Source organism: Duganella sp. Leaf126, from assembly GCF_001423125.1.
In the GTDB taxonomy this organism is placed as follows: domain Bacteria; phylum Pseudomonadota; class Gammaproteobacteria; order Burkholderiales; family Burkholderiaceae_D; genus Rugamonas.
In genome coordinates, this window is record NZ_LMNW01000001.1 from 456,948 (window position 1) to 482,187 (window position 25,240).

Consider the following 25,240-nt stretch of genomic DNA (forward strand, 5'->3'; position numbering starts at 1 on the left):
GTGGAATAGACGCCCAGCATAGGTTGTCTATACAACCAAGTCAACCGCCTTCGCCGGTTTTCACTGATCTAGTTTTCACTTATCTTTCACCGCCGCGCTTTTATACACGCGCTTGCCGCCCATCCAGGTTTGCAGCACCTCCACCTTGCCCAGCTGCGCCGGTGGCACCGCGAAAATGTCGCGGTCGATCACGACGAAATCGGCCCACTTGCCCGGCTCGAGCGAGCCGATCACGTTTTCCTGGCGCGCCGCATAGGCCGCATCGAGCGTGAAGCAGCGCAGCGCCTCGTTCAGCGTCATGGCCTGGTGCTTGTACCAGCCGCCGACCGGCACGCCGGCCGCGCTCTGGCGCGTGACTGCCGCATGCAGGCCTTCGAACGGGTCGGGCGGCTCCACCGGAAAATCGGATCCGCAGGCGATGCGCGAGCCCTGGTCGAGGAAGGTGCGCCACGCGTAAGCGCTCTTGATGCGCTCATGTCCCACGCGCTGCTCGGCCATGTTCTGGTCGGACGTGGCGTGGGTGGGCTGCATCGACGGAATGATGCCGAGCGTCTTGAAGCGCGGGATATCGTCGGGCAGCACCACCTGGGCGTGCTCGATGCGGTGGCGCAGCGCGGCCGCCTGGTAGCGGGGAATCAGCTGCGCGTAGGCGTCGAGGATCTGGTGGTTGCCGGCGTCGCCGATGGCGTGCACATTGACCTGGTAGCCGGCCTTCATGGCCTTGTCCATCTTGGCGCGCATCTCCGCGTCCGGGTAGAACAGCAGCCCCCTGGTCGACGGCAGGTCCGAGTACGGCGCCATCAGCGCGGCACCGCGGCTGCCCAGCGCACCGTCCGCGTACAGCTTGACGGCGGCCAGTGCATAGGTGTCGTTGGCGTAGCCGGTCAGCGGCCCGTTCTTGGCCAGCTGGTCGAAGTCGGCGCCGGTGTCGCCGATCATCGCGTACACGCGGGCGGTCAGCTTGCCATGGTCGGCGTAGTCGCGGTAGATGCTGTCCTGGGCGGCCGTGATGCCGGCGTCGTGCACGCTGGTCAGGCCCGCTTTGGCCAGCAGCGCCAGCGCGTTGTCGAGCATGGCCCGGGCCTGGGCCGGCGTGGGCAGCGGCACCACCTTGTCGGCCAGCGCCATGGCGCTGTCGACCAGCACCCCGGTCGGTTTGCTCCTGGCGTCGCGCTCGATCTTGCCGCCGGCCGGATCGGGCGTGTCGCCGGTGATGCCGGCCATGGCCAGTGCCGTGCTATTGAGCCAGCTGGCGTGGCCGTCCACGCGGTGCAGCAGCACCGGCCGGTCGGCCACCACCGCGTCCAGGTCGGCCGCAGTGGGAAAGCGGCCCAGCTTCCACGCTTCCTGGTTCCAGCCATAGCCGATGATCCAGGCATTGTCCGGGTGGGCGCGGGCAAAGTCGGCCACTGCGCGCAGCGCGGCCGGCAGCGAGGCCGGCGCAAACAGGTCCACGCCCGAGGCGATTTCGCCGAGCCCGAACACGTGGCCGTGGGCGTCGATCAGCCCGGGCAGCACGGTTTTGCCGTGCACATCGACATGGCGCGCGCCGGGCAGGCGCGCCGCCGTTTCCGCCTCGCTGCCCACTGCCACCACCCTGCCCTGGGCGTCGAAGGCCAGCGACGTGAAACGCTGCAGCGGGCCGGCAGCGGTCAGCGTGTAGCCGTTGGCGTGGTCGATGATGGTCTGGGCATGCGCAGCGGGGACGGCGGCGGCGCCCAGCGCAATGGTCAGGGCCAGGGTCGGCAGGGGGCGCGTCAAGGGGGTGAGCATGGTTTTCTCCGGTCGGAAGCCAGCTGGCAGTGTAGCGAAGTTTGCATCGTGGCAGGACGGGTACAATGGCGGTTTCGCCGAAATCACCACACCCCAGTGAACAGCCGCCAACTCTATCACCGCCTGCTCAAGGAATTCCGCCCCTACCTGTGGATCGGGTTCTTCACCCTGTTCGCAGTCGGCGTGGCCGCCGCCACCGACGTGGTCCTGATCCGCCAGCTGCAAAGCGTGATCGATGCGCTGGCGCCGTCGCACGCGGTGGGCGGCATGCGCCCGCCGGCGTCCGGCATGCTGGCCATGGTGCAGAACTGGCTGTCCGACCTCCTGCCCGCCAGTGACAATGCCGCGCTGTGGAGCATTCCGGCCGTGATTTTCGGCCTGGCGCTGGTGCGCATGGGCTCCAGTTTCGTCGGCGAATACGGCGCCGCGTGGCTCAGCAGCCGGGTCCAGGCCAACCTGCGCGAATCGATGTTCGCCCGCATCATGCGCCTGCCGACCGGTTATTTCGACCAGTCGTCCACCGGCACCACGCTCTCGCGCGTGGCGTTCGACGCGGCCCAGGTGGCGCAGGCCGGCCTGACCGTGGTCAACGTGGCCGTGCGCGACTCGGTGCTCACCATCGGCTACCTGATCACGATGTTCATCGCGGACTGGCAGCTGGCCTTGTTCTGCCTGATCCTGATGCCGCTGGTGGCGGCCGTGGTCACCTTTGCCGGCCGCCGCATGCGCAAGCTGAGCCAGAGCGCCCAGGCCGCCATGGGGGATCTGACCAATGTGCTCGACGAGAGCATCAGCGGCCAGCGTGTCGTGAAAATCTTCGGCGGCCAGCATTACGAGCAGACCCGCTTCGACCGCGTGGTCAAGCTCAATCGCCAGCTGGCCGTCAAGCACGCGGCCACCTCGGCGCTGAACTCGGGCGTGATCATGCTGCTGATCGGGATCACGCTGTCGTCGGTGATTTATTTCTCGCTGTTGCGCCACCAGGCCGGCGCCCTGACGGCCGGCGACTTCGTCTCGTTCATCGTGGCGCTGATGGCAATGCAGTCGCCGATCAAGAACCTGACCAAGATTAACGAGCCGCTGCAGCGCGGCCTGGCCGCCGCCGACTCGGTGTACGGCCTGATCGACACCGCCACCGAGGCCGACACCGGCCGGCACGACACCGTGCGCGCACGCGGCCAGCTCACGCTCGACAATGTCAGCTTCCAGTACCTGGGCGCCGACGGCAAGCCGCTGGTGGCCGAGGCCAGGCCGGCGCTGGACCGGGTGTCGCTCGAGATCCGCGCCGGCGAAACGGTGGCGCTGGTGGGCAGCTCGGGCAGCGGCAAGACCACGCTGGCCAGCCTGCTGCCGCGGTTTTACGACGTCAGCGGCGGCGCCATCGCGCTCGACGGCGTGGACCTGCGCGACTATTCGCTGGTCGCGCTGCGCCGGCAGATCGCGCTGGTCAGCCAGGACGTGGTGCTGTTCAACGACACGCTGGCGGCCAATATCGCCTACGGCGACCCGGCGCCGTCGCAGGAGCGCATCGAAGCGGCCGCGCGTGCCGCCCATGCCCACGAATTCATCGTGCGCCAGCCGCACGGCTACCTGTCGCCGGTCGGCGAAAACGGCCTGCGGCTGTCGGGCGGCCAGCGCCAGCGGCTGGCAATCGCCCGCGCCATCTATAAGGATGCGCCGATCCTGATCCTGGACGAGGCCACTAGCGCGCTCGACACCGAGTCCGAACGACTGGTGCAACAGGCGCTCGAGCGCCTGATGGACGGCCGCACCACGGTGGTGATCGCCCACCGCCTGTCCACCATCGAGAATGCCGACCGCATCGTGGTGCTCGACGGCGGCAGGATCCGCGAGGTGGGCAGCCACGACCAGCTGCTGGCCAATAACGACATGTACGCGCGGCTGTACCACACGCAAAAAATCACCCAGGTGGCGCCGTAACGGCGCTGCCGCCTGCGGTTCACGGCTCCCGTTCGCGGTCGAGCAGCGCCGCCTTGCGATCGACACCCCAGCGGTAGCCGGACAGCGCGCCGTCGTTGCGCACCACGCGATGACACGGAATCGCCACCGCCAGGACATTGGCGGCGCAGGCCCCGGCCACCGCGCGCGCACCCTTGGGCAAGCCCACCAGCTCGGCCAGTTCGGCGTAGCTGACCGTGCGCCCGGCGGGAATCGCGCGCAGCGCCTGCCATACGCGCTGCTGGAACGCGGTGCCGCGCACGTCGAGCGGCAGGTCCAGGCCCAGCGCCGGGTGCTCGACCAGGCCCACCACGCGCGACACCACCTGCTCGTAGCCGGCCTCGGCGCCGATCAGTTCCGCCTGCGGAAAGCGGTCCTGCAGATCGCGCAGCAGAAAATCGGGATCGTCGTCGATCAGGATGGCGCACACGCCATGGTCCGTGCTGGCGACCAGGATGGCGCCGAGCGAACAGGCGGCAATCGCAAAGCGGATCTGCGCGCCCTGCCCGCCCTTACGAAATGCAGTGGGCGTCATGCCCAGCACGGCCGGCGCCTGCGCGTAAAAGCGGCCGCTGGAATTGAAACCGGCCGCATAGATGGTGCCGGTGACCGACGCCTGCTGCGCCAGCGCGTCCTGCACCCGCCGTGCGCGGCCCGCACTGGCATAGGCCTTGGGCGTGATGCCGGTGGCCGCCTTGAACAGTCGGTGGAAGTGGAAACGGCTCACGCCGACGGCCGCCGCCAGCGCGTCGAGGTCGGGCACATCCTCGCCGGCACGGGCAGCGGCGTCGATCAGGGCGCAGGCGCGCGCCGCCAGCGCCGCCTGGCGCACGGCCAGCGGCGGCTGGTCGGGTTTGCACCGCAGGCACGGTCGAAAGCCGGCCTGCTCGGCTGCCTGGCGGCTGGCGTGGAAGGCGACATTGCGGCGCAGGGCCGGACGCGCCGCGCACGACGGCCGGCAGTACACCCCGGTGCTGCGCACTGAATACCAGAACACGTCGTCGGCGCGGCCATCGCGCGCCTGCACGGCGGCCCAGCGGGTTTCGTCATCGGCATAGGCCGGTGCGCAAGTGTCCAACAAAGCGGTCTCCATCTGGTTCTCCCTGCATGAATCGCAATACCGTCATCGTAGCCGGCAGCCCGCGCGCGCGCACTCCGGCGCTTGCTTTCGAATTGTATGTCGATGCTAGAATGCCGGTCAGCCGCCTGTCCGGGCGCGCCCACGGAGACCCGGTTTGGACCAGCAAGCACACAATCGAGCACCCGACCATACCCCGATTTTTCAGCGGATCAAGGATTATTTATTGGCGCAGATCGGCGCCGGTGTGTGGAAGGAAGGCGATGTCATCCCTTCCGAGCAGGCGCTGGTCAAGCAGTTCGGCGTCTCGCGCATGACGGTCAACCGCGCCGTGCGCGAACTGACCGCCGAGCAGGTGCTCACGCGGCGCCAGGGGTCGGGCACATACGTGGCCCAGCAAAAATACCAGTCCACGCTGCTGCAGATCAAGTCGATCGCCGAGGAAGTGCGCGCCCGCGGCCACGTCCACCGCAGCAGCCTGCAACACCTCGAGCAGCTCAAGGCCAGCGAGCTGATGGCCCGGCAATTCGATCTGCCGGCCGGCCACCCGCTGTTCCACTCGGTGATCATCCATTTCGAGAACGGCGTGCCGATCCAAGTGGAAGACCGCTGGGTCAACCCCGACTGCGCGCCCGACTACATGGCGCAGGACTTCGGCGCCGTCACCCCCAACGAATACCTGATGCAGGCCGCGCCGCTGCAGGGCGCCAGCTACAGCATCGAGGCGCTGCCGGCGCCGCGCGAGATCGCCGACATGCTGGCCATCGAGGTGCGCCAGGCCTGCCTGGTGCTGCGCCGCCAGACCCTGTCGGGAGGACGCATCGCCAGCATCGCCACCATGTGGCATCCCGGTCACCGCTACCAGTTCGCCGGCAGCGTCAGCCAGTAAGCCCGCCTCTGCGCGGCACACCTCGGCCGCGCCCGTCAAAGTTACTGAAGTTACTTTCAAGCAACAAGAAGCGGCCCGCGCCGGACGCCTGCACAATCTCACCCATTGTCACGAAAATGCCCGGAAAACCGTGGTTTTATGCGGTCGTTTTCGTGTCCGCGCAACAGATGGTGGGCGAGATCACGCGGCGGTTATGGCAGGCGTTAAAGCTGATATAGTTTCCTGCAGACACAACCGCCCCGAAAGGCCGACCTTGTTCCGCACGCGCTCCCGCACCGCTTTGCCGTCCTGGCGCCCGCTGGCGCGCCGGTGGGCCGCGTGCGTGCTGCTGGGCGGCCTGCTGGTTTGCGCCGGCGCGGCAGCGGCCGAACAAGTCGCCATCCAGCTCAAGTGGCAGCACCAGTTCCAGTTCGCCGGCTACTATGCGGCCCAGGACCAGGGTTATTACCGCGACGCCGGGCTCGATGTCACCCTGCGCGAAGCAACCCCGGGCCGCGACCCGGTGCAGGAAGTGACTGATGGCCGCGCCCAGTATGGCGTGGGCAACACCACGCTGCTGCTGTCGCGCGCGCTGGGCCAGCCGGTCGTGGTACTGGCGTCGGTATTCCAGCATTCCGCCGCCGCGCTGCTGGTGCGCCTGGGGCCCGACGGCAAGCCGCGTCCATGGCCCGGCAGCCGGATCATGCTGGCGCCCAATAACGAAGAGCTGAAGGTATACCTGAAAAAGTCCGGCGTGCGCTACGACAGCGTCTACCAGCTCGATCACACCTATCAATTCGACGACTTCATCGCCGGTCGGGTGGACGCCATGTCGTACTACACGACCCAGGCGCTGTTCGCGCTCGAACGCAGCCGGGTGCCGTTTGCGGTGCGCTCGCCGCGCAGCGAGGGGCTCGATTTCTACGGCGACGTGCTGTTTACCACCGAGAGCGAGCTGCGCGAACACCCTGCCCGCGCCGAGGCGCTGCGCCGGGCCACGCTGCAGGGATGGCGCTACGCCATGGCCCATCCGGCAGAGGTGGCAGACCTGATCCGCGCCCGCTATCCGCAGCGCCGCAGCCGCGAACAGCTGATGTTCGAAGCGGCGCAAATGGCGCCGCTGCTACAGCAGGACCTGGTGGAACTGGGCTACAGCCATCCCGACCGCTGGCAATCGATCGTGCGCGCCTACCGCGAGCAGGGCATGCTGCCGGCCGACTTTCGGCTCGACGGCTTCCTGTACCAGCCGCGCGTGGTGCCTGCGCTGCTGCGCTACGGCCTGCCGCTGCTGGGCGCTGCGCTGGTGCTGGCGGCAGGCCTGGTCATCTGGCGCCTGCGCCGCCAGGCTGCAGCGCTGCACCAGGCCCGCCGCGAACTGGCGCGCTCGGAAAACATGGCCATGCTGGCGCTGGAAGGCTCGGGCGTCGGCATGTGGGAGTGGCAGATCGAGGCCGGCAGGCTGATCCTGTCGGACCGCTCGCGCGAACTGCTCGGGCACGATGCCGACGAGGGTACGGCCCCCTACCCGTCCGACCTCCGGCAATGGCGCGCCGACATCCATCCCGACGACCTGGGGCGCGTGGACCGCAACGTGGAAGAATACCTGGCCGCCAGCGCCGTGGAAGACGCCCGCTTCGTCGTCGAGCACCGCATGCGCTGCCGCGACGGCAGCTGGACGTGGCTGCTGGCGCGCGGCACCGTGGTCGAACGCGCGGCCGACGGCCGGCCGCTGCGCGCCATGGGGACGTTTGCCGACATCACCGAGCGCGCCAACGACGAGCAAACGCGGCTGCACGCCGTGCTCGACGCCACGCCCGGCGCCATGCTGATCGCCGACCGCAGCGGTCGCATCCATTACGCCAATCCGGCCTGCCTGCGCGCCTTCGGCGTCGAGGGCAGCCTGGCCGGACGCAGCATGGCGCAACTGGCGCCGGAGAGCATGCGCAGCAACGGCTCCACGCGCGAACTGTTCGCCCGCCCCGGCCTGCCGGGCCGGGTCATGCCCGCTTACCGCGCCGACGGCGACACCTTCCCGGCGATGGTGCACCTGGCGCCGCTGGACCTGGGCGGCCAGCAGCTGGTGGTGGTCAGCCTGCGCGACATGACCCGGCGCCAGCGCGCCGCAGAAGCGATGCACGCCAATTCCGAGCGCTACCGCCTGATCGTGCAGACCGCCGCCGAAGGCATCTGGATGACCGACGCCGAGGACCGCACCACCTTCGTCAATCCCGCCATGGCCGCCATGCTGGGCGTGGACGCGGACCAGGTGCTGGGGCGCGCCATGGCCGAATTCATGGACGACGCCGGCCGCGTGCTGCTCGGGCAGCGCCTGCAGCGCCAGCGCGCCGGCGAAGCGGTGCAGGGCGACATCCGCCTGCGCCGCGCCGATGGCAGTGCGCTGTGGTGCGTGCTGTCGACCACCGTGATCACTTCCGACGCCGGGCATTATGCCGGCACGCTGGCCATGCTCACCGATATCACCGCGCGCCGCGCCGCCGAAGAGGCGTTGCGGGCCACTGGCCAGCGGCTGTCGTCGATCTTCAACGCCGTCACCAACGGCCTGGTCATGGTCGATGGCGGTGGCGCCATCCTCGAGAGCAACGCTGCCGCCGCGCGCATGCTGGCGCATGCCTTGGCCACCGAACCGCAGCCGCACGGCGAGTGCGACGGCCTGTGGTGCGGCGTGCGCGAGGACGGCAGCCGGTTCGACAGCGTCAGCCACCCGGTGCGCCTGGCCCTCGTCACCGGCATGCCGGTACGCGACGTGGTGATGGGAATCGCCCAGGCCGATGGCGCCATGCGCTGGCTCTCGATCAACGCCGAGCCGATTCCGGACGCCAGCGGCGCCGTGCCGCTGGCGGTGGTGAGCCTGACCGACATCAGCGACCGCAAGCGCGGCGCCGACGCACTGCGCGAATGGAACGAGCACCTCGAGGAACGGGTGATGCTGCGCACGCGCGAACTGGAACAGGCGCGGCGCCAGGCCGAGGAAGCGAGCCAGTCGAAAGGCCAGTTCCTGGCCCACATGAGCCACGAGATCCGCACCCCGATGAATGGCGTGATCGGCATGGCCTACCTGGCGCTCAAGACCGACCTCGACCCGCGCCAGCGCGACTACCTGGAAAAAATCCGCTTCGCCGGCGAGCACCTGCTGGGCATCATCGACGACATCCTCGACATCTCGAAGATCGAGGCCGGCCGGCTCGATATCGAACAGGTCGATTTCGCGCTCGACCAAGTGATCCAGACCGTGACCACGGTGGTGGCGCCCAAGGCGGCCAGCCGCGAACTGGAACTGGTGTTCGATCTCGATCCGGCGCTGCCGCGCGTGCTGCGCGGCGATCCGCTGCGCCTGGGCCAGGTGCTGATCAATTACACCAACAACGCCATCAAGTTCAGCGAAAAGGGCCGAATCGACGTCCGGGTGCGCCAGGTGGTGGCCGACGCCCACGGCTGCCTGCTGCGCTTCGAGGTGAGCGACTGCGGCATCGGCCTGTCCGAGCTGGAAATCGAGCGCCTGTTCCAGTCGTTCCAGCAGGCCGACACCTCGATCACGCGCGAGCATGGCGGCACCGGCCTCGGTCTGGCGATCTGCAAGCAGCTGGCGCAGCTGATGGGCGGCGAGGTAGGCGTGCGCAGCCAGCCCGGCGTGGGCAGCACCTTCTGGTTCACCGCGCGCCTCGGCATTTCCGACGCCAGCATGCCGCAGGTGCTCGACCGCATGCAGGACACGGCTGCCGAGCTGCAGGCCGCCAGTGCGGGCGCCGCCGTGATGACCGCGCTGCAGGGCGCCCGCATCCTGCTGGTCGAAGACAACACCTTCAACCAGCAGATCGCGCTTGAAATGCTGGAAGACGTGGGCGCCTCGGTATGCCTGGCGGCCAATGGCCAGGAAGCGCTCGACCTGCTGCGCCAGGCCACGTTCGACTGCGTGCTGATGGACGTGCAGATGCCGCTGATGGACGGCCTGGAAGCGACCCGCCACATCCGCGCCGACCCGCGCCTGGCCGACCTGCGGGTGCTGGCCATGACCGCCACCGCCACCAGCGACGACCGCGCCCGCTGCATTGCCGCCGGCATGGACGACTTCATCTCCAAGCCGATCCAGCCGGCGCTGATGTACCGCACCATCGCCCAGTGGCTGCCGGCGCAGCGCAGCGACGTGGCGCCGGCAGGCGAGCCGCGCCCGGCCCCGCGGTCCGCCTTCAAGACCACGCTGGCCGGCGATCCGGCCGTGATCGACCTGTCGATCCTGGCCAAGCTGCTCGGCTACCACCCGGAGAAGGTGCGCAAGTTCGCCTTCAAGTTCCTGCACAACGCCCAGGAGGGCCTGTCGGCCATGGAGGCGGCCATCCGGCGCGGCGACCTGGCGCAGGTGCGCGAACTGGGGCACCGCCTGAAATCGCCGGCGCGCACGGTGGGGGCGCTGGGCATGGGCGACATGCTGGCCAGCCTGGAACTGCTGCCCACCGGCGCCAGCGACGCCGCCAACCTGGCCGCCGCCCGCGTCTGCCTGACGCGCCTGTGGCCGCTGCTGGAACTGATCACCGAGCAGATCATGCAGAACACCACGTTTGCCGACGAAAATTGACGTGGAAACTCAATCCCCGCGCAGTTTGAAAAAATGGGTTATTATTTGATCCATCCCGCCTGCCGACCGTTGTTGTCTTCCAAATCCCGGACATTGAATTCGCGCATATCGTCGCAAAGTATTCTTTGTAGCTGGCTTAACGGCAACCCTGGCATCGTCCCCAGGCGTTATTGATCCCACACCTCGACTGAGGAAACTATGAGCGAAAATATCAAACACATCACCGATACTTCTTTTGATGCCGACGTGCTGAAATCCGACCGTCCGGTACTGGTCGACTTCTGGGCCGAATGGTGCGGTCCCTGCAAGAGCATCGCCCCGATCCTGGAAGAAGTGGCCAAGGAATACGGTGGTAAGATCACCATCGCCAAGATGGACGTCGATTCGAACCAGGCCGTACCGGCCAAGTTCGGCATCCGCGGCATTCCGACCCTGATCCTGTTCAAGAACGGCGTGCCGGCAGCACAAAAAGTCGGCGCCATGGCCAAAGGCCAGTTGACCAGTTTCATCGACAGCAATATCTAAGTAAGATAGTATGACGGACAGGCGGTTGTTTCTGCGCTCGCAAAAGCAGCCGCTTCAGATCCGGAAAACGGCGCCCGGCCCGACCGCAGCGCGTTTTATATAAATAACAGACAACACCACGCAGTTCCCTCCCCTACCTTTACGTTCCCGTCACGGGACACTCAACACATATGCATCTATCTGAATTAAAGGCCTTACACGTCTCGGCGTTGCTGGAGATGGCCATCGGTCTTGATATCGACAACGCGGCCCGCCTGCGCAAGCAGGAGCTGATGTTCGCGATCCTGAAAAAACGCGCCAAATCGGGCGAGCAGATTTTCGGCGATGGCGCCCTCGAAGTGCTGCCCGACGGCTTCGGCTTCCTGCGCTCGCCCGACGCCAGCTACATGGCCTCGACCGACGACATCTATATTTCGCCCTCCCAGATCCGCCGCTTCAACCTGCACACCGGCGACTCGATCGAAGGCGAAGTGCGCACCCCGAAAGACGGCGAACGCTATTTCGCCCTGGTCAAGGTAGACAAGGTCAACGGCGAATCGCCGGAAGCCTCGAAACACCGCATATTGTTCGAGAACCTGACGCCGCTGCACCCGAACGAGCCGCTGCGCCTCGAGCGCGACATCAACGGCACCGAGAACATCACCGGCCGCATCGTCGACCTGATCGCGCCGATCGGCAAGGGCCAGCGCGGCCTGCTGGTGGCCTCGCCGAAGTCCGGTAAATCGGTCATGCTGCAGCACATCGCCCACGCGATCACGGCCAACCACCCCGACGTGACCCTGATCGTGCTGCTGATCGACGAACGTCCCGAAGAAGTGACCGAAATGCAGCGCTCGGTGCGCGGCGAAGTGGTCGCCTCCACCTTCGACGAGCCGGCCACCCGCCACGTGCAGGTCGCCGAGATGGTGATGGAAAAAGCCAAGCGCTTGGTCGAAATGAAAAAAGACGTGGTGATCCTGCTCGACTCGATTACCCGCCTGGCCCGCGCCTACAACACCGTGATCCCGGCCTCGGGCAAGGTGCTGACCGGTGGTGTGGACGCCAACGCGCTGCAGCGCCCGAAACGCTTCTTCGGCGCCGCCCGCAATATCGAGGAAGGCGGTTCGCTGACCATCATCGCCACCGCGCTGATCGAAACCGGCTCGCGCATGGATGACGTGATCTACGAAGAATTCAAGGGTACCGGCAACATGGAGGTGCACCTGGAGCGCCGCCTGGCCGAGAAGCGCGTGTACCCGGCCATCAACCTGAACAAGTCGGGCACCCGCCGCGAAGAACTGCTGATCAAGCCGGACCAGCTGCAAAAAATCTGGATCCTGCGCAAGCTGCTGTACTCGATGGACGAGATCGAGGCGATGGAGTTCATCCTCGACAAGATGCGCGCCACCAAGACGAACACTGAGTTCTTCGACATGATGCGCAGAGGCGGCTAAAGCCGCAATGCGCAAGGAGCCTGGCCCTGCAGGGCCAAGCCGTTGCGCAGGCGTGGGGCATGCCCCACGAATTCCCTGCTCCACCGCAGAGGCGGCTAAAGCCGCAAAGGCGGCTAGGCTGTCAATCTTCGCCGCAAAACAGGCAACCGCTCCAGGTTGCCTGTGTTGGTTTACCGCTGTATAATCGGCGGTTGCACTATTTTTAATCACTGGCAAGTGATCAGCAATCGGGTCAAGAGGCAGGACAGACCGACGAAGTGCTGTTTGGCTACCAAACTTACCGAGGCTATACATGAAAGTCGATACCCATCCAGAATACCGCGAAGTTGTTTTCCACGACCTGTCGTGCGATTTCAAGTTCATCACCCGCTCGACCATCGGCACCCGCGAAACGATCAACCACGAAGGTAAAGACTACCCGCTGGTCAAGATCGAGGTGTCGGCTGAATCGCACCCGTTCTACACCGGCAAGCACAAGATCGTCGACACCGCCGGTCGCGTCGAGAAGTTCCGTCAGAAGTTCGGTACCGTCGGTTCGAAAACCGCTGTTGCAGCAGGTTGATTCCCGCGATACCAGTGAAAAAAGCAGCCTCTGGCTGCTTTTTTTATTTCGGGGGCGCCGCCGGCTGTCCGCTTTTCCTTCATACTCCCGTCTACCTCAATTTGCACTCTGATCGATGAAGCCCGTCCGTCTTCCCGCCGCTGCCACGCTGGCCCTGCCGCGCCTGGCCCTGTTTGCCCTCGGCCTGCTCTACATCCTGCCCGGACTGATCGGCCGCGAGCCGTGGAAGAACGACGACGCCGCCAGCTTCGGCATCATGTGGACCATGGCCCACGGCACCTGGCAGGACTGGCTGGTGCCCAATATCGCCGGCCTGGCCATTCCCGATGACGGTCCGCTGGCGTTCTGGATCGGCGCGCTCGGCATCAAGCTGTTCGGCTGGCTGCTGGGCGACGTGCTGGCGGCCCGCGTGGGCACCGTGATCATCTTCCTGTCCGGCGTGCTGTCGCTGTGGTTTGCCACCTTTAACCTGGGCCGGCGCCAGGATGCGCAGCCGCTGCGCCTGGCCTTCGGCGGCCAGCCAGAACCCGACGATTTCGGCCGCACCCTGGCCGACGCTGCGGTCCTGATCTACCTCGGCTGCCTGGGGCTGCTGGTCCACAGCCACGAAACCACGGCCGACGCGCTGCGGGTCGCGCTGACCGCCTTCATGTTGTACCGCACCGTGCGCTACGTGGAAGCGCCGTCGCTGCGCAACGCAGCCCTGAGCGGCCTGGCCATCGGCCTGCTGACGCTGACCCACGGCTGGGTGACGCCGGTGTGCTTTATGCTGGCCGTTTTCGCCTGTACCCGCCTGCTGGCCCAGCCCGTGGGCCGCGCGCTGCGCGACCTGGGCCTGGCGTTCCTGGTGGCGGCCGCCGTGGCCGCGCTGTGGATCGCGCCGGCCATGCTGCTGCAACCGTACCATCAGCAGCCGGTCCAGGACTGGAGCGCGCTGCATCTGGCGCAGTTCGGCCTGCCGACGGTGGCTGCCCTGACTTTCTTTTTCCGCGTGGGCGTCTGGTTCTTCTGGCCGGCCTGGCCGTTTGCCGGCTGGGCCATCTGGGCCTGGCGCCGCCAGCGCCTGGCGCTGCACATCGTGGTGCCGCTGGCCTTTGTCACCACCGGCGCCGTGATGGCGCTGTGCGCCACCGCGCCCGAGCAGGGGCAGCTGCTGATCCTGCTGCCGCCGCTGGCCGTGATGGCCGCATTCGGCCTGCTGACGATGAAGCGCGGCGCCATCAACGCCATCGACTGGTTCTCGGTGATGGCGCTGACCTTGTGCGCGGCCGTGATCTGGGTATTCTGGGTCGCCAAGCTCACCGGCTGGCCGGCGCAGGCCGCCAAGAACGCGTTGCGGCTGGTGCCGGGCTTTACGCCCGAGGTGGGCGCGGTGGCGTTTCCGGTGGCGGCACTGGCCACGGCCGGCTGGTTCGCGCTGGTGTACTGGCGCGTGACGCGCCGCCCTGCCGTACTGTGGCGCGCCGTGGTGCTGTCGTCGGGCGGCCTGATCCTGATCTGGATCCTGATGATGACGCTGTTCCTGCCGGACCTCAATTACAGCAAGAGCTACGCCAGCGTGGCGCGCCAGATTGCGCTCAATCTGCCGCCGGACGCGGACTGCATCGAAACCAATGCCGGTCCGGCCCAGCGCGCCTCGTTTGCGTTTTATGCGCAACTGCCGTTCACCGGCGTCGAGGGCGGTCGCTGCAGCCTGTTGCTGCTCCAGGAAAGCAATCGCGCACGCGACCGCCGCGATGTCGAACCCCACCATCGCGGCAAGCAGTGGAGGCTGCTGTGGGAAGGACGGCGTCCGGCCGACCGCGACGAACGCTTCCGCCTGTACCGGCGCGTTGACTGAAACGGCGGCTGGCGTGGTGATCGCTTAACGCCGCGCCATGACGATGGTGTTGGCAGGCAGCGCCTGCGCCATCGGCAGCTTCTCGAAATTGCTGATGCCGACTTCGTCACCGGACTCGCGGAACACGATGCGCGTGCCTTGCGCGGTAATAAACTCCTTGGTGGACACAGGAATGATACGCACGCGCTTGCCGTGATCGACCTGGGTAAAGAAATGGTTGCCGCTCTGGGTGAACTGCACCACCTGGCCATTGCTGAGGCGGTAGAGGTTGGCATAATCGCGGAACTGGTCAGGTGCCAGATAGACGCTGCCGGCGCTGACGTTTACTTGCGGCATATTGTCCTGGGCCTGGGCGGCAGGCACAGCGGAAAAAGCGAGGGCGGCGGCGACGGCGATCAAGATGGTTTTCATGGTGTACTCCGTGAGTAAGGTGGCGATGAACGTTGCAGACTGGGGTGCTGGCATCGCCGCTGTGCTTCGTGTTTGCAGCGGCTGATGTCAACACCTTAACAAGCGGCGCCGCAAAAATCCGGCGTTTGCGACCGACGGCCGAACGGCCGGTATCAACGGCAAAATCGCGCGATGAACTGCCGCGCCCAGCAATGTCGACAAGTTGCTAACGAAGCGCCCGCCCCTGCCGGGAAATACTTGCAAGCCCTGCCACGAAAGGCGCCGTTGCTGTTGCCGGCGCCATTTTTTTTCGCCGCAGTGCGATACAAATGGCGTCAAGCCAGCTATAGTGCTGAACAGGACGAGTTGCCGTAGGGCATATAATTTTCATAATATCCGTCCAGAAATGCGATTCCGGCAGCGCCACACTGCGCGCCGGCCCTTGGCGGCCTCGGCTGCTGCGCCCTATCCCTGCGCCCAGCCCGACACTCAGACCAGCTGCCCACACTGGATAGCGCTCATATGTTTACACTGCACAAACTTCAAACTGCTTTACGCAACACCTACGTCCGTATCGCCCTGCTGCTTGCCGTGATCGGCATCGCCGTGGTCGTGGGCTGGCGCAAGGAAGTGCCGCAAGACAGCAGCCCGCTGTTGCGCACGCAAGATATCTCGCTGATCACCGCACTGGCCCATCAGCGCGACAAGCTCGAATACCTGATGATCGCCGCGCCGCTGTCGGACGCGCCGCGTTACATCATCAAGCTCAAGGGTGATCCGCTGCTGCGCGTGGTGAAGGTGCCGGGCACGTCGCACCTGAGCCTCGAGCGTGAGGTTCTGCTGCGCAATAACATCCCTTATGCGATCGCCCGCGAAGACTACCTGGCCTCGCACAAGGCCGTGCTGGTCGACGAAGACGACAGCACCATGGCGCGCGCCGGCGCCTTCCTCAAGCGCCACGCGATCGACATCCTGCTGGTGTGCGTGGTGCTGTTCCTGCTGCGCCATGGCCTGCCCGGCACCGGCATCAACGCGACCGTGCTCAACCCCGACCAGCTGACCGGCAGCATGGACGACCTGATCGGCATGGAAGACATCAAGCAGGAAGTGCTGCACCTGGAAGACATGATCCGCAACCGCGCCATCTACCGCGAACACGATATCGACAAGCCGTTCAACGTCATGCTGACCGGCCCGGCCGGCACCGGCAAGACCAAGCTGGCCGGCTACCTGGCCAAGCGGCTCGACATCCCGCTGATCCAGGCCTCGGGCTCGGCGCTGGAATCGGGTTACATCGGCGGCGGCTCCAAGGCGCTGCACGCGCTGCACCGCAAGGCTTGCGCGCGCGGCAACTGCATCATCTTCCTCGACGAAGCGCAGGGCCTGTTCATGCCGCGCGGCCGCGGTGAAAAGAAATGGGAAGACGACACTGCCAACACCCTGCTCGGCCTGCTCGACGGCGTACGCAGCGACAAGGGCGCCGGCGTGATCTGGGTAGTCGCCTCCAACTTCGACGATGCCTCGACCAAGATGGACGAAGCGATGCTGCGCCGCTTCTCGGTCAAGATCAATTTCCGCCTGCCCAACAAGACCGAGCGCAGCGAACTGCTGCGCTCGTTCCTGGCGCGCAAGGCCGAGGGCTGCGTCGACTGGGACCACCTCAAGCTCGACCACGTGGCCGAGATCACCGCCAACCTCAGCCCGGCGCTGCTGCAGACCGTGGTCGAACGGGCCAGCATGATCGCCATCCAGGAAAACAAGGTCATCGATACCGACCTGATGTTCCGCGCCTTCGAGCGCGCCACCATCGGCCTCACCGACCGCGCCACCACGGCCGAAAAGACACGCCAGCGCGAGCGCGTGGCGCTGCACGAACTCGGTCACTTCTTCATGCAGATCGATCCCTGGCTGCGCGAAGGCATGTCGCTGGCCGAGGTCAAGGAACGCTCGCCGTTCCTCAAGATCAGTACCGAATCGGTATCCAAACTGGGCGCGCTCGGCTACGTGCTGTCCGCGGCGGACGATGTTGCGCTGCGCACGCTCGAAGAGCTCGAACGCGACGTGATCCAGCTGTACGGCGGCGTGGCGGCGGAAGAGCTGTTCTACGGTGCGCGCGGCATTTCGGTCGGCAGCCAGAACGATATCCAGAAAGCCACCTCGATGCTCGACATGATGGTCAACCAGCTGTCGATGTACTCGCGCTCCAAGCTCGACTACACCCAGTTCAAGCACCGCGATACCGACCTCGACCAGGTGCAGGCCAAGGCCGACGAACTGTACACCTACACCCTGCAGGCGATCGCCGACTACCGCGACCAGATCATGGAACTCAAGGACGTGCTGATGGACCAGTACGTGTTATCGAAAGACGCCATCTTCAGCCTGCTCGAAGCCCAGCAACAACGGCTGTCGCGCCAGCCGGTCCTGGTCGCGCTTGCCTGAGCCTGGCGGCGCTTGCCGCAGCATCGAATTTTCCAGCCCCCAGCCTTGCGGCGGGGGGGCAAATCAGTGATAATACGGCTCGCATTGCATGCAGACCTGCCTCGGTGGTGGAATTGGTAGACGCAGCGGACTCAAAATCCGCCGCCGCAAGGCGTGCCGGTTCGATTCCGGCCCGGGGCACCAACAGGTCATCCAGCACAACAAGTAAGCGCAACAGTCACAGTCAGAAACCCGCCCATCTCCCATGACGGCGGGTTTTTTGTTTTCCACGCCCACCACACCACCGCCCCAGCCGGCATCGCATAACCTTGCCAATTTGTAATGATGCATTCATTGACGTCGTCCTGGCGTTTGCCTAGCATGGATTGCAACTGCGGCCACCCGCCCGCATCCCGAGGACTTCACACAACGATCCGTCCATGCGCTCCTTCGATCTTCCGCGCCTGCTGGCGCATGCCGTTGCCGCCTGCCTGCTCACTGCCGTTCTCCCATCTGCCGTGACGGCCAACGCGGCCACTGCCGCCAGCCGCAGCGGCGCCAGGGACGATCCCGCGCCGCCCGCGTCGCGGGCCGAGGGCGACCGGGCCGGTCTTCACGCGGGCAGGCACGGTGTCAGGACGCCACCGGGCTGGATGGCGATGGCGCTGCCCGGGGTGCGCGGCCACATCCAGGCGGCCGACAGCGACGACAGTGTCCAATTCATGTACAACGACGAGCGCAAGCTGGGCGGGCTGGTGATGGTCACGGTCACGCCCGGCGGCGGCTACGCCAGCGTGATCAAGACTTTCACGCTGGACCAGGCGAATCCGCCGCAGTTGCGGTTGCTGGCGCCCGGCGCCTACACGCCGCTGTGCCACCCGGGCCATGCCTGCAGCGCCATCCACGCCGAGCACCAGGTGATCAGCCTGTGCTTCGGCGAAGCGGCGTGCCGCATCCTGTACTACGAGAACCAACAATTGCGGGAAGCGGTCATGACCGACTAGCAGCCAACGGCCGCGCGCGGCTGCCGCCCGGCCTCGGTGTGTACGCGAACAGACCTTCGCGCGCCGGCCGACTATGCTGACGCTTTTTCACTCCGGGAGTTGCCATGGGATTCGATCTGCAAACTTTATTGCAACAACATGCTGGCCACGTCACCGCCGCCGATCCCGACGGTGTTGCGCAGGCCTTCAAGCACATCGTCGGCGAACACCCGCCCCCTACGGTGGCTAGCGGCATCGCCCATGCCTTGCTGTCCGATCAAACGCCAGCGTTCTCCCAGATCGTCAGCCAGCTGTTCCTGCGCAGCGATACCGGCCTGCGCACTGAACTGCTGAATCTGCTTCTCGACAACGTCAGCCCGACCATGTTGTCGGCGCTGGCCGGCAGCGTCGGCGCCTTGTTCACGGAAAATGGCCACCCACATCTTTCCGCAGAGCAAATAGCTGATATCACGCCACCGCAGGTTGCAGAAATAGCCGTTGTAGCGCAACAACATAACGTCGGTATCGTGGAGCGCGTGGCCGCGCTGTTTGCCCGCCATGCCGAGGTATTTAACGGACTCGACAGCAGCATTCTCAAGGTAGCGCTGGGCGCGATGGCGCAGCAGCACTAGTTTGCGCCACAAAACCTGCTTCAAGCGAACCCATCCTTAAGGTGCGACAAAGCTTTACTGTGTGAAATATAATCGAACCGTCACAAAAGTTGCTGTATGTTTCATTTCGTTTCACGCAGTATTCAAACTTTGACATTCAGCACTAGCTGAATCACAACTACATGGGATGGAGGTTAGAAATGGCTGTTTCGTTTAAATCCGCAGTAACGCCGCTGATCGTGGCCGCCGCGCTGTCGTTCGGCGCCGCCGGCACCGCCTCGGCAGACGCATTGACCGAGAATTTCGACGGCGGCCTGCCGTCCGGCTGGACTGTTGTCAACAACAGCGCCCCGCAGGGCGCCATCAACTGGTTTACCGGCGATACGTCGGTATTCGACGCCTACGAAGGCGCAGCGAATTCCTATCTTGGCAGCAATTTCAATGCGGTAGCCAACAGCGGTACCATCAGCAACTGGCTGATCCTGCCAACCTCCACCTATCGGAACGGCGACACGCTGTCGTTCTACACCCGCACCGATACCGCGTCGTTCTTCCCCGATAACCTCGAAGTGCGCTTCAGCACCAGCGGCGGTGTCGATGTCGGCAATACTGCAGACAGCGTCGGCACCTTCAACACCCTGCTGCTGACCATCAACCCGACCCAGGCCATCGGCGGCTATCCGGAATCGTGGACCCAGTACAATGTGTCGCTGAGCGGATTGACAGGCGCGACCAACGGCGCTTTCGCCCTGCGCTACCTCGTCACCGACGCCGGCGTCAGCGGCAACAACGGCAACTACATCGGCATCGACAGCCTCAATATCACCGCCACCGCCGTGACCGCCGTACCGGAACTGGAAACCTACCTGATGATGGCTGCCGGCCTGGGCCTGGTTGGCTGGATGCGCAAGCGCAAGTCGCGTTCTGCCTGATCAGTACCTGTTTTACCGCAGCAGGCGGTCCGTCATCATGGCATGACGGGCCGCCTGGCGTTGACGGCCACCTCCCGCCACGGCATGCCATCGCGGCAATGTATCTGCTCTGATATTTTAATTTCCTCATGGTAAATGTGCGATAATCGGCAATCTGCTTTCTCCGATAACACGCCTACCTTACCGCGCCATGAGCACCGACAGTTCCGCCTCCGTCCTGCCTGAGCATCCCCTGGAATTCTGGGAAGATCGCGTCAAAGCCACCCGCTGGATGCTGACCAAGACCGTGTTGCTTGGAGTACTGGCGGCGGTGCTGGCCATCCTGGGCCAGGGCTGGCTGGAACGGGCCGCGCCGCTGCTGCCCATCATCAGCCAGAACTACGGCATCTGGCAGCTGTGCTACCTGGCGACACTGCTGCTCACCTTCGTGATCTGGGCGCTGGCCATGCGCCAGAAAATGGCGCTGCTCGAAAACAGCAAGCGCGGCATGCATACCCAGCAGCGGATCGCCCAGCACAATGCACGTCGCAAGCAGGCGGCCGCCGAAGCGCGCCAGCGCCGGGCGGAACGGGAGCGCGCGCAGGCGCGCGAAATCGCTGCCAAGCGCGGCGCCCGGAGCAACAAGTTCGACTACTGATCGATCGGCGATGGATCCATCGGTGACGGGCTGCTGAGCACCGGTGCGCGGCGGCCGCCCGACTGGTTTTCGCACCACATTCAAATCCGCCGCGCAACACTCTGCGGGGCTTGCAACAGTCCTTTTGTGATATGGTTTCTGCTCCAGATCGGCGCACAGACCACTATCATATGACTACCGCCACGCTGCTTCATCTGTTCTCGCCGCCGGCCGATCCGTCGTTGCTGCAGTACGGCGTCTATACCCCCTCGCTGGTGGTGCTGTCGGTCCTGGTGGCGGTTTTTTCATCATGGATGGGGTTGCAAGTGGTGGACCAGGCCAAGGCGGCCACCACGCGCGGGCTGCGCGCCACCATGCTGGCCAGCGGCAGTCTGGCGCTCGGGTGCGGCGTGTGGGCCATGCACTTCATCGGCATGCTGGCCTTCGACCTGTGCACGGAGGTCGATTACGCTCCCGGCGTGACCATCCTGTCGGTGCTGCCCAGCCTGGGCGCGTCCTGGGTGGCGCTGCACATCATCGGCCGCCGCGAACTGACCAGCGGGGCCCTGCTGACCGGCGGCGTGCTCACCGGCGCCGGTATCGGCGCCATGCATTACACCGGCATGGCTGCGATGCGCACCAGTCTCGATCTGCAGTACGACCCGGCCATGTTCGCGCTGTCGATCGTGGTGGCCGTGGGCCTGGCCACGCTGGCGATCTGGATTCGCTTCGGCGTGCGCACCTTGCGCGGCCACGTACATCCGGTCCTGCCTGGCCTGCTCGCGGCCATCGTGATGGGCTGCGCCATCGCCGGCATGCACTATACCGGCATGGCGGCAGCGCGCTTCAGCGGCGTGCCGGTGGCCGCCGGCGGCGCAGCGCAGCACACCAGCTTCCTGGCGCTGTCGATCGCGGTGATCACCGTCGCCATCACGGTCTTCGTCCTGGCCGCCAATGGCTTGCTGCGCTACCGCGACCTGTACCGCCAGTTGAGCGAGAGCGAGCGCTGGATGCGCGCCCTGCTCACCACCACCATCGACGGCGTGGTGACGGTGGACCGCGACGGCGTGATCCACGAATTCAATGCCTCGGCCGAACGCATTTTCGGCTGGCGCCGCGATGAAATCGTCGGCCGCAATATCCGCCTCCTGATGACCGATGCCGACGTGTCCGACGACGACGGCCTGCCCGGCTTCCTGCGCCATTCGGCGGCCGGCGCGGCTGGCACGGACGCCACCGCGCCTGCGGACGCAGGCGCGGTCAGCGAAGTGATGGCGCTGCGCAAGGACGGCAGCGCCGTACCGATCCGGCGCGCCATCGGCCATGCCCGGCTCGCGCAGCGCGAACTGTTCGCGCTGTTCATCACCGACATCAGCGACCGGCGCGCCATCATGCAGGCGCTGCGCGCCAGCGAACAGCAGTTCCGCTCCCTGATCCGCAACATTCCCGGCATCTCGTTCCGCAGCAGCATGGCCTACGATATGCCGCCGGTGTTCGTCAGCGACGGCATCGAGCGCCTGGCCGGCTTCCCTGCCAGCGACTTCGTCGGCCCGCAGCGCGCGCGCACCCTTGGTACGCTGGTGTTACCGGACGACCGCGCGTACGTGGAGGCGGCCATCAGCCGCAGCGTCGCCCAGCTGACCGCCTACCAGGTCGAATACCGGATCCGCCACGCCGACGGCAGCATCCGCTCGATGTGGGAACATGGCGCCGCCACCCGCGATGAAGACGATGCCGCCACCGTGTGGATCGACGGCGTCATCCTTGACATCAGTGAGCGGCGCCGGATGGAAGAGGAACTGCGCCAGGCCAAGGAGACCGCCGAACAGGCAGCCGCCGCACGTGCCAGCTTCCTGGCCAATATGAGCCATGAAATCCGCACGCCGATGAACGCCATACTCGGCTTTACCGACGTGCTGCTCGATACCGAACTCGATCCGGCCCAGCGCCGCCACCTGGGCACCGTGCGCAAGGAAGGCCGTGCGCTGCTGCGCCTGCTCAACGAGGTGCTGGACACCGCCAAGCTCGATAAAGGCGCGGTGGAACTGGAGCCGGTCGACTACAGTTTGCTGGCCCTGATCGACGAACTGGCGTCCACCTTCGGCAGCAATGCCCGCGCCAAGGGATTGACCATCGATGTCGAGTACGACCCGTCGCTGCCGGTCTGGCTGCACGGCGACGAGTTGCGCATGCGGCAAATCCTCGGCAACCTGCTCGACAACGCGATCAAGTTCACCAGCGCCGGCAAGGTGACGCTGCGCGCCGGTGCGCGCCACGGCCAGCTGCAGATCGCGGTGCAGGATACCGGCATCGGCATCGCGCCCGAACGCCAGGCCGCCATCTTCGATCCGTTCACCCAGGCCGACGCCTCGATGACGCGGCGCTTCGGCGGCACCGGTCTCGGCACCACCATCAGCCGCCAGCTGGTCACGCTGATGGGCGGCACCATCACCGTCACCAGCGTGGCCGGCGAAGGCGCCACCTTTACCGTGCTGCTGCCGCTCGAGCCGGCCCATACCCGCGACGGCGCGGGCCGCGAGGCGGAACGCAGCGACTACGCCCTGCCGCCGCTGCGCATTTTGGCCGTGGACGATGTACCGCAAAACCTGGAACTGCTGACGCTGATGCTGACCAGGCGCGGTCATGCCGTGCACACCGCCAGCGACGGCGCCATCGCCGTCCAGCTCACCGGCGACCACAGTTTCGACGTGGTGCTGATGGACGTGCAGATGCCGATGATGGACGGCCTGACGGCCACCCGCGCCATCCGCGCCCGCGAAGACGAAAGCGCCAGGCTGGCCGGCGCAGCGCCGGTCCGGGTGCCGGTCGTGGCCATGACCGCCAGCGTGCTGGCGACGCACCGGCAAGCCACGGCCGATGCCGGCATGGACGGCTTTGCCTCCAAGCCGGTCGACTGGTTTGCCCTGTCGCACGAGATCGCACGGGTGCTGCACCTGCCCGCGGCAGCGCATGGCACGGCGACCGACGCACCGGCGCAGCAGCGGGTCCTCAATCACAAGGCCGGCCTGCAGCGCTGGTCCGGCAAGGAGGCCGTCTACCAGCAGGCCCTGGCGCGCTTTGCCGCCGACTACAACGACGGCGCCGCCACGCTGGCCACGCTGCTGGCCGGCCCCGCCTCTTCGCGCCTGACGGACGCCCAGGCATGGTGCCACCGGGTGCGGGGCGTGGCCGCCAACCTGGGCCTGGAACAGCTGGTGGCCACGCTGGGCCGCATCGAAACGCTGTGCAGCGCGCCAGCCGATGCCGCCGACGCACCGCGCGAAGAAGCACTGGCGCAGCAGCAGCGGCAACTGGCCAGCCAGCTGGAAGCAGCGCTGGAAGCCATCCACGCCATGCAGGCGATTACCACCCGGCGCGACGCCGCCCAGGCGCGGCTGCGCGAAGACGACGTCGGTGATGGCGCCGGCCAGGCGCAAGCCTCCGGTGCGGCGCCGGCCGGTATGGCAGCAGGTGCCGGTGCCACCGCGGCCATCGCGCCCCCGTCATCCGGCGCAGCCACGACGGCGAGCGAGGCCACGCCGGCCGCCTTCGACCCGGCGCCGGCACGCGCCCGTGCGGCGGCGCTGCTGCCGTCGCTGCAGCGCGGCGCGCTCGACGACGCCGCGCTGGCGGCGCTGGCCGCGAGCCTGGCCGGTGCGCCGGCAGCGCCGCGCGGCCACCTGGCGACACTGCACGCCGCGCTCGACGATTTCGACTTCGCGCGGGCGGTCGCGACGCTGAACCTGCTGGTGGACAGCCTGCCGGAGAGCGGCGATGCCTGAGAACGCGCCCTTGCTGCCGCTGCTGCTGCTGGTCGATGACGAGGCGAGCAACCTGCAACTGCTGCGCCACATCCTGCAAGACCATTACCGCCTGCTGTACGCCAAGGACGGTCCGCGCGCACTGGCACTGGCGCAGCAGGAGCTGCCGCAACTGGTGCTGCTGGACGTGATGATGCCGGAGATGACCGGCTATCAGGTCTGCCGCCTGCTCAAGCGCGATCCCGTCACCCACGACATCCCGGTGATTTTCGTCACCGCCCTGTCCGACGCCGCCGACGAGGTGGTCGGCTTCGAGGCCGGCGCGGTCGATTACATCACCAAGCCGGTCAGCCCGCCCATCGTGCGCGCGCGGGTACGCACCCACCTGGCCCTGGCGCGCGCGCGCGAACGCCAGCGCACCAGCGAAGGTATCGTCGAGCGCCTCGGCCTGCACGTCGCGCAAACGGACAAGGACATCGAACACGCCAGGGATCACGCGGCCGGTCTGCACGTGATCCGCACCAGCCAGTACGCGCACATCCTGGGACTGGCGCTGGGCATGGACCAGCAAGCGCTGGACGACCTGCTGGGCGTGGCCTACCTGCTGGCGCTCACGCACCACGAGAAATGGGATGGCAGCGGCAGCCCGCACGGCTTGCGCGCAGAGGCGATTCCGCTGGGACAGCGCATCGTGGCGATCGCCCACGGGTTCGACACGCTCACGTCGGCGCGCCCCGGCCGGCAGGCCTGGTCCGTCGAACAGGCGGTGGCGTATCTGCAGCAGCAGCGCGGGCTGCACTTCGAGCCACGGCTGGTCGATCTCTTCATTGAACAGATGCCCGCGCTGCTCGAGATCAAGCAGCGCTGGGCAGAGCATACGTAGTCAGGCCACGGCGC

17 protein-coding genes and 1 tRNA gene are annotated in these 25,240 nt (G+C 66.3%); 15 read left to right on the forward strand and 3 right to left on the reverse strand.

All coding sequences use genetic code 11. The annotated features are described in order from the left end of the window. Positions 1-75: 75 nt before the first annotated feature. A complete protein-coding gene (locus tag ASF61_RS01895) occupies positions 76-1,773 on the reverse strand; it encodes an amidohydrolase (protein WP_056150575.1) in 1,698 nt (565 codons plus the stop codon). A gap of 96 nt (positions 1,774-1,869) precedes the next feature. On the opposite strand from ASF61_RS01895, the gene msbA reads away from it, so the two are divergent. Continuing rightward, positions 1,870-3,714 carry a lipid A export permease/ATP-binding protein MsbA gene (gene msbA / locus ASF61_RS01900; protein WP_056150577.1) on the forward strand — a complete coding sequence of 615 codons (1,845 nt, stop codon included), beginning with the start codon at positions 1,870-1,872 and terminating at the stop codon, positions 3,712-3,714. A gap of 19 nt (positions 3,715-3,733) precedes the next feature. Here the strand turns inward: msbA and ada are convergent, their stop codons facing one another. Then, entirely contained in the window at positions 3,734-4,825 is a 1,092-nt protein-coding gene (gene ada / locus ASF61_RS01905) for a bifunctional DNA-binding transcriptional regulator/O6-methylguanine-DNA methyltransferase Ada (protein ID WP_056150578.1), read from the reverse strand. A gap of 142 nt (positions 4,826-4,967) precedes the next feature. On the opposite strand from ada, the gene hutC reads away from it, so the two are divergent. The 6 genes from hutC (at position 4,968) to ASF61_RS01935 (ending at position 14,629) form a co-directional block, all read left to right on the forward strand. Then, positions 4,968-5,699: a histidine utilization repressor gene (hutC, locus tag ASF61_RS01910; protein ID WP_056150580.1), complete on the forward strand. Its 732-nt coding sequence runs from the start codon at positions 4,968-4,970 to the stop codon at positions 5,697-5,699. A 253-nt stretch (positions 5,700-5,952) separates the two neighbouring features. Then, the gene (locus ASF61_RS01915; RefSeq protein WP_056150582.1) at positions 5,953-10,269 is read left to right on the forward strand and encodes a PAS domain S-box protein; all 4,317 of its coding nucleotides are present in this window, start codon (positions 5,953-5,955) and stop codon (positions 10,267-10,269) included. Positions 10,270-10,467: 198 nt separating this feature from the next. Continuing rightward, complete coding sequence (gene trxA, locus ASF61_RS01920) at positions 10,468-10,794, forward strand: thioredoxin TrxA (protein ID WP_056150583.1); 327 nt, start codon at positions 10,468-10,470, stop codon at positions 10,792-10,794. Positions 10,795-10,964: 170 nt separating this feature from the next. Further along, positions 10,965-12,227: a transcription termination factor Rho gene (gene rho, locus ASF61_RS01925; RefSeq protein WP_056150586.1), complete on the forward strand. Its 1,263-nt coding sequence runs from the start codon at positions 10,965-10,967 to the stop codon at positions 12,225-12,227. 292 nt (positions 12,228-12,519) lie between these two features. Next, positions 12,520-12,789, forward strand: coding sequence for a type B 50S ribosomal protein L31 (locus tag ASF61_RS01930; protein WP_056150587.1), 270 nt, complete (start codon positions 12,520-12,522; stop codon positions 12,787-12,789). Positions 12,790-12,904: 115 nt separating this feature from the next. After that, positions 12,905-14,629, forward strand: coding sequence for a glycosyltransferase family 39 protein (locus ASF61_RS01935; protein ID WP_056150589.1), 1,725 nt, complete (start codon positions 12,905-12,907; stop codon positions 14,627-14,629). 24 nt (positions 14,630-14,653) lie between these two features. Here the strand turns inward: ASF61_RS01935 and ASF61_RS01940 are convergent, their stop codons facing one another. Beyond that, complete coding sequence (locus tag ASF61_RS01940) at positions 14,654-15,040, reverse strand: hypothetical protein (protein ID WP_056150591.1); 387 nt, start codon at positions 15,038-15,040, stop codon at positions 14,654-14,656. Positions 15,041-15,541: 501 nt separating this feature from the next. Here ASF61_RS01940 and ASF61_RS01945 point away from each other — a divergent pair. From ASF61_RS01945 to ASF61_RS01980, 8 genes are all read left to right on the forward strand, one after another. Beyond that, positions 15,542-17,461 (forward strand): AAA family ATPase, encoded by a 1,920-nt coding sequence (locus ASF61_RS01945; protein ID WP_056150593.1) that lies wholly within the window; start codon positions 15,542-15,544, stop codon positions 17,459-17,461. 98 nt (positions 17,462-17,559) lie between these two features. Then, positions 17,560-17,644: transfer RNA gene (locus ASF61_RS01950), tRNA-Leu, on the forward strand. Between the two features lie 236 nt (positions 17,645-17,880). After that, positions 17,881-18,444: a hypothetical protein gene (locus ASF61_RS23080; RefSeq protein WP_156369421.1), complete on the forward strand. Its 564-nt coding sequence runs from the start codon at positions 17,881-17,883 to the stop codon at positions 18,442-18,444. Between the two features lie 104 nt (positions 18,445-18,548). Continuing rightward, positions 18,549-19,055, forward strand: a complete 507-nt coding sequence (locus ASF61_RS23085; RefSeq protein ID WP_156369422.1) for a hypothetical protein — start codon at positions 18,549-18,551, stop codon at positions 19,053-19,055. 179 nt (positions 19,056-19,234) lie between these two features. After that, positions 19,235-19,966, forward strand: a complete 732-nt coding sequence (locus ASF61_RS01965; RefSeq protein ID WP_056150599.1) for a choice-of-anchor J domain-containing protein — start codon at positions 19,235-19,237, stop codon at positions 19,964-19,966. 190 nt (positions 19,967-20,156) lie between these two features. After that, positions 20,157-20,603, forward strand: coding sequence for a hypothetical protein (locus ASF61_RS01970; protein ID WP_056150601.1), 447 nt, complete (start codon positions 20,157-20,159; stop codon positions 20,601-20,603). 170 nt (positions 20,604-20,773) lie between these two features. After that, the gene (locus tag ASF61_RS01975) at positions 20,774-24,364 is read left to right on the forward strand and encodes an MHYT domain-containing protein (RefSeq protein ID WP_056150603.1); all 3,591 of its coding nucleotides are present in this window, start codon (positions 20,774-20,776) and stop codon (positions 24,362-24,364) included. Next, positions 24,357-25,226, forward strand: coding sequence for a response regulator (locus ASF61_RS01980; RefSeq protein WP_056150605.1), 870 nt, complete (start codon positions 24,357-24,359; stop codon positions 25,224-25,226). Before ASF61_RS01975 ends, ASF61_RS01980 begins: the two co-directional genes overlap by 8 nt. Positions 25,227-25,240 lie beyond the last annotated feature (14 nt).

Excerpts from the sequence above, each read along its gene's own strand:
- trxA (WP_056150583.1), top strand. The coding sequence starts at position 10,468 with ATGAGCGAAAATATCAAACACATCACCGATACTTCTTTTGATGCCGAC.
- ASF61_RS01935 (WP_056150589.1), top strand. The coding sequence starts at position 12,905 with ATGAAGCCCGTCCGTCTTCCCGCCGCTGCCACGCTGGCCCTGCCGCGC.
- ASF61_RS01970 (WP_056150601.1), top strand. The coding sequence starts at position 20,157 with ATGAGCACCGACAGTTCCGCCTCCGTCCTGCCTGAGCATCCCCTGGAA.
- ASF61_RS23080 (WP_156369421.1), top strand. The coding sequence starts at position 17,881 with ATGCGCTCCTTCGATCTTCCGCGCCTGCTGGCGCATGCCGTTGCCGCC.
- rho (WP_056150586.1), top strand. The coding sequence starts at position 10,965 with ATGCATCTATCTGAATTAAAGGCCTTACACGTCTCGGCGTTGCTGGAG.
- ASF61_RS01940 (WP_056150591.1), bottom strand. The coding sequence starts at position 15,040 with ATGAAAACCATCTTGATCGCCGTCGCCGCCGCCCTCGCTTTTTCCGCT.
- ASF61_RS01895 (WP_056150575.1), bottom strand. The coding sequence starts at position 1,773 with ATGCTCACCCCCTTGACGCGCCCCCTGCCGACCCTGGCCCTGACCATT.
- ASF61_RS01965 (WP_056150599.1), top strand. The coding sequence starts at position 19,235 with ATGGCTGTTTCGTTTAAATCCGCAGTAACGCCGCTGATCGTGGCCGCC.
- ASF61_RS01945 (WP_056150593.1), top strand. The coding sequence starts at position 15,542 with ATGTTTACACTGCACAAACTTCAAACTGCTTTACGCAACACCTACGTC.
- ada (WP_056150578.1), bottom strand. The coding sequence starts at position 4,825 with ATGGAGACCGCTTTGTTGGACACTTGCGCACCGGCCTATGCCGATGAC.
- ASF61_RS01980 (WP_056150605.1), top strand. The coding sequence starts at position 24,357 with ATGCCTGAGAACGCGCCCTTGCTGCCGCTGCTGCTGCTGGTCGATGAC.
- ASF61_RS01975 (WP_056150603.1), top strand. The coding sequence starts at position 20,774 with ATGACTACCGCCACGCTGCTTCATCTGTTCTCGCCGCCGGCCGATCCG.
- ASF61_RS23085 (WP_156369422.1), top strand. The coding sequence starts at position 18,549 with ATGGGATTCGATCTGCAAACTTTATTGCAACAACATGCTGGCCACGTC.
- ASF61_RS01930 (WP_056150587.1), top strand. The coding sequence starts at position 12,520 with ATGAAAGTCGATACCCATCCAGAATACCGCGAAGTTGTTTTCCACGAC.